The organism is Arachidicoccus sp., from assembly GCF_050436765.1.
Taxonomy (GTDB): Bacteria; Bacteroidota; Bacteroidia; order Chitinophagales; family Chitinophagaceae; genus Arachidicoccus.
On sequence record NZ_JBNQGD010000326.1, the window covers coordinates 1 to 3,837 of the forward strand.

At 39.0% G+C, this 3,837-nt stretch carries 3 protein-coding genes; 1 reads left to right on the forward strand and 2 read right to left on the reverse strand.

Translation table 11 applies throughout. From position 1 onward, the window contains the following. Positions 1-97: 97 nt before the first annotated feature. Positions 98-1,828: a TonB-dependent receptor plug domain-containing protein gene (locus tag ACQR30_RS14065; RefSeq protein ID WP_429736200.1), complete on the reverse strand. Its 1,731-nt coding sequence runs from the start codon at positions 1,826-1,828 to the stop codon at positions 98-100. Positions 1,829-2,085: 257 nt separating this feature from the next. Here ACQR30_RS14065 and ACQR30_RS14070 point away from each other — a divergent pair, with 257 nt between their 5' ends. After that, complete coding sequence (locus ACQR30_RS14070) at positions 2,086-2,952, forward strand: AraC family transcriptional regulator (RefSeq protein ID WP_429736202.1); 867 nt, start codon at positions 2,086-2,088, stop codon at positions 2,950-2,952. Positions 2,953-3,017: 65 nt separating this feature from the next. Here the strand turns inward: ACQR30_RS14070 and ACQR30_RS14075 are convergent. Beyond that, the coding region (locus ACQR30_RS14075; protein WP_429736204.1) for a hypothetical protein at positions 3,018-3,837 on the reverse strand (820 nt) is incomplete at its 5' end.

Below are 3,837 nucleotides of genomic sequence, written 5' to 3' on the forward strand. Positions count from 1 at the left end.
CGTATGTAAATTGTCGGCTATACGAGTTTGTGCCGTTATTATATCCCGTACCATAATTATTCATTACCAGTTTGTTCGCATTGTTGTTGATAATACACTATCCCCCGGTAGCAGCCCACAATTGATCATAGGTGTAGATGGGGAAACCTGTAATTGCTGCATCTTCACCTTCTCCGCTTGTTTGATAATTTTCATATACCAATGCTGCACTTACGTGATGTCTTCCAAAACTTGCCACATAGTTTAACTGAAGATCTAGTTGCCCGGTTTGACTCCAAGATGCCTGTTTTTCTAATTCGGGTGTGTGTGCACTTAAACGAGAGCCTACAATGCTATCCAAGTTCCAGATATAAGGATCCGTTTGTGCTAATTGGTAATAGGTGAAGGGGTGGGTGAAATTTTTTGTATCATTAAAATAATAAGATTTTACATAAGAAGCCTTCGCGCTTAAACCCGCCAAAAAAGGCGCGTTATAGGTAAGATTTAAGTTGGCAACCGGTGCGATATTTTCTGTTTTAGAATAACCGGCAAGACCATCGGCCTCGGCGGATTTATTGCTAATCCAAAAATAATCCACGGGTAGTCTATTAGCGGTATAGGAAGGCATGTAAGGTTGCCATACTAAAAGCTTAGAATACATATCTCCCGTCCAATCACCCCCGGGCTGTGCAAATTTGTCATCATTTAGAGAAAGACCTGCAAAAACAGAAACATTTTTACTTAGATCGGCCGTAATATTAGCTCTAACATTGTATTTTTTCAGATTGGTATTTTTGATGAAGGTTGATTGATCTACATAGGACGCTCCAATAAAATATTTAATTTTATCTGACCCCCCGGAGGCATTTATATTATGAGTGGTAATATACGGGTTTATAAATACATCGTTTATCTGTCTAAATCCCTGACCTAAGCCGCTGCCGAAATCGTGTGTAGCAAAATAGGTCGAATCGGCCGAAGTCCAGGCTGAACCCAATGCACCGGGACCACCACCAGAGATTCTATTATAAATTACGCCATATTGTACCGCGCTGGTTAATGCTTCATTATTACCGCGTACATCCCGACCCGTGTTATAGGAGTAGTTAACCACCGCTTTGCCTGCCTTACCACGTTTAGTGGTAATGACCATTACACCACCGGCAGCTCGAGAGCCGTATGCAGCTGTAGTGGCGGCATCTTTTAAAACAGTTATTTCATCAATTTCATTGGGGGCTAAGTTGTTAAAATCGCTCGCGTTAGAAATTCTGCCGTCTATTACATATAATACACCGGCGGTATTCCATGAACTTGCTGTTCTAATACTAATACTTGGCTGAGCGCCAGGTGCTCCATTGGGTGTACTGACATTTACTCCAGCCATTCTACCTGCCAGAAGGTTACCTACTGATGAAGTCGGTATTTCCGCATCCGCCTCTTTAAATTTTACCGTGGCGACAGCACCGGTTAGTAACTCTTTCTTTTGTGTCGTGTACCCAATAACAATTACGTCGTCAAGATTCGCAGCAGACGTATCAAGCTGAACAGAAATAGCGTCAGACGATGTCACTTCCACTTCAGCTGACTTGTAACCTTCCATACTTACCCTTAACCTGCTGTGAAGTGGTACAGCTATTTGAAACTGTCCATTCTTATCAGTTAGCGTAGTTTTTTCTTTTCCACCTATTTCGTGTACCGTAGCGCCGAATAAAGGATTCACACCCTTATTATCCGTAACGGTTCCGTTGGCCTTAATAATTGTCGATTGCGCATAAGACTGGTTTGTAAAAATGAGCAAGCAACAAACTACGGCTGCACAAAATAGAAATTTGTAGTTTAATCGATTCATTGAATTTATTTTAAATTTTTATTAAAATATGCTTTTACTTAAAAGCAACCGGGTTAAAATCTTTGTTAAAGGTAGCATCACTAACAACCGTTAAACAACACTAAAATTGACAACAACCGATGCTTTTTTGCTTTTCTTAACGAAAGCTATTAACATTCTATACTTTTAGCTTTAAATTCAAAAAAATATGTATTTTCACTGTCTCGGTATACCACAAAACAACGGCTTTTCTATACCATAATAAACAGATGTAGACCATGGAATACTTTTATGAAAAATTCACGTTTCCGCCAGATCAATCTTTCACAGTAAGTTCAGAATTGTTGGAATTAAAAAAATATGAAACATTAAAATGTCATATAGACTTTGAAATTGCATTAATTGAAAACTGTATGGGCAAACGATTTATTGGCGACCATATTGAAGACTTCTATGGAACAGAATTAGTACTGATGGGTAGTTATCTACCGCACTGCTGGCAATATTATCAAACGGTCGAGACCATGCTACAGCCACAACTTATTGTGGTACATTTTTCTCCCGATTTTATTGGAAAGGACTGGCTTGAAAAGCCTGAAGTAAAAAAAACAAACGAACTATTTGCCAATGCTGCAATGGGCATTAGCTTTTCAGGTGAGACAGTTAATAAGGCCAGGCTCATCTTGAACCAGATGCTCTTTGAGACGGGCCTTACGCGCATGGCATTAATGCTCCAACTGCTAGATATATTGGCAAAATCTCCTCATGCTAAAATATTATCCTCGCTCAATTTCAACGTTATTGAAACACCCAATGAAGCAAATAAAATAAACAAGGTATTCGATTATATATTTAAAAATTTCAAAGAGGAAATTTCATTACATGATGTTGCTTCTATTATCCATATGTCTACTGCTGCATTTTGCAGATACTTCAAGGCCAAAACAAACAGAACCCTAATTAATTTCGTAAAAGAAGTAAGAATTGGTCATGCCGCTAGATTATTAATTCAAGGCGATTTTAATATTACCGAAGTCTGTTATGAAAGTGGATACAATAATATTTCTAATTTCAATAAACATTTTAAGGAGCTAAAAGGAATCTCACCTAGAGATTTTATTAAACAGTACGCTAAAATAGAATGATGTATAGCGTTTGTTCGCAACACTATACATCATCAAACATCTTCATTGAACCTACAATTAATAGATTATTTTAGTAATAAAGATAAAGGAGCAAATGCTTTTAGATCAACCGTTATCTTTTTATCATTACCTATCACAATTTGCTTACCGAGTTCTACTCCTCGTAAATTTACAAATTTGGCTATCTTATAGTTTGATTCTTTTGGAAGCGTTATCACCACTTTCCCAGAAATGCCTGACTGCTCCCATAGACGTAAAATTGTACCATCGCCATCAGGGTTTTTACCAAAGGCAGTTATTAAAATTCCGGCTCTTGAAAGGAAAATACCAGTTTTAGTGATCGGCAAATTGCCCGCATCCCCGTCTGCCACTCCTGTTAACAAAGGCACACGCGTCTCCCATCCATATCGCGTTAAATCAGGAACGGTCTGCGTACCTTTATCCACCGGCCAAATGCGTACTCTTTCTGACCAGGAGCCATCCTGCCATAAAGCATAATTGGTATTCCACATATTATTATACAGATTCACGAATACAGATGGGATAGTTGGTATATAATCCATTGAAAATTTCCACAATCCTGGTTCCCCGACACTTAGCAATGGTGCGTCTTCCGAGGTAAGTGCCATTCCCGATTTGTTGGGTTCTGTAATGGCTACACCTGTAGCCACCGCCATCAGGTACCTGCTTGTACCGGGTATTATATCTTTTACAGGATTAATTGCACCACCCAGACGCCCCACGGTAAAAGTTGGTTTCTTTACATTAAAAGGAAAGCAAAGCCATCCTCCTTCAGGAATCTTTTCGGCAGTTTTTGATTCAACAGCCCATTTAACATCCACGTAGGCAGCATTACGGGGGAAGGTAAAAGTTAATGTATATCCC

What these genes read in the sequence shown, in the direction of transcription:
- ACQR30_RS14065 (WP_429736200.1), bottom strand. Translation starts at nt 1,828, where the DNA reads ATGAATCGATTAAACTACAAATTTCTATTTTGTGCAGCCGTAGTTTGT.
- ACQR30_RS14070 (WP_429736202.1), top strand. Translation starts at nt 2,086, where the DNA reads ATGGAATACTTTTATGAAAAATTCACGTTTCCGCCAGATCAATCTTTC.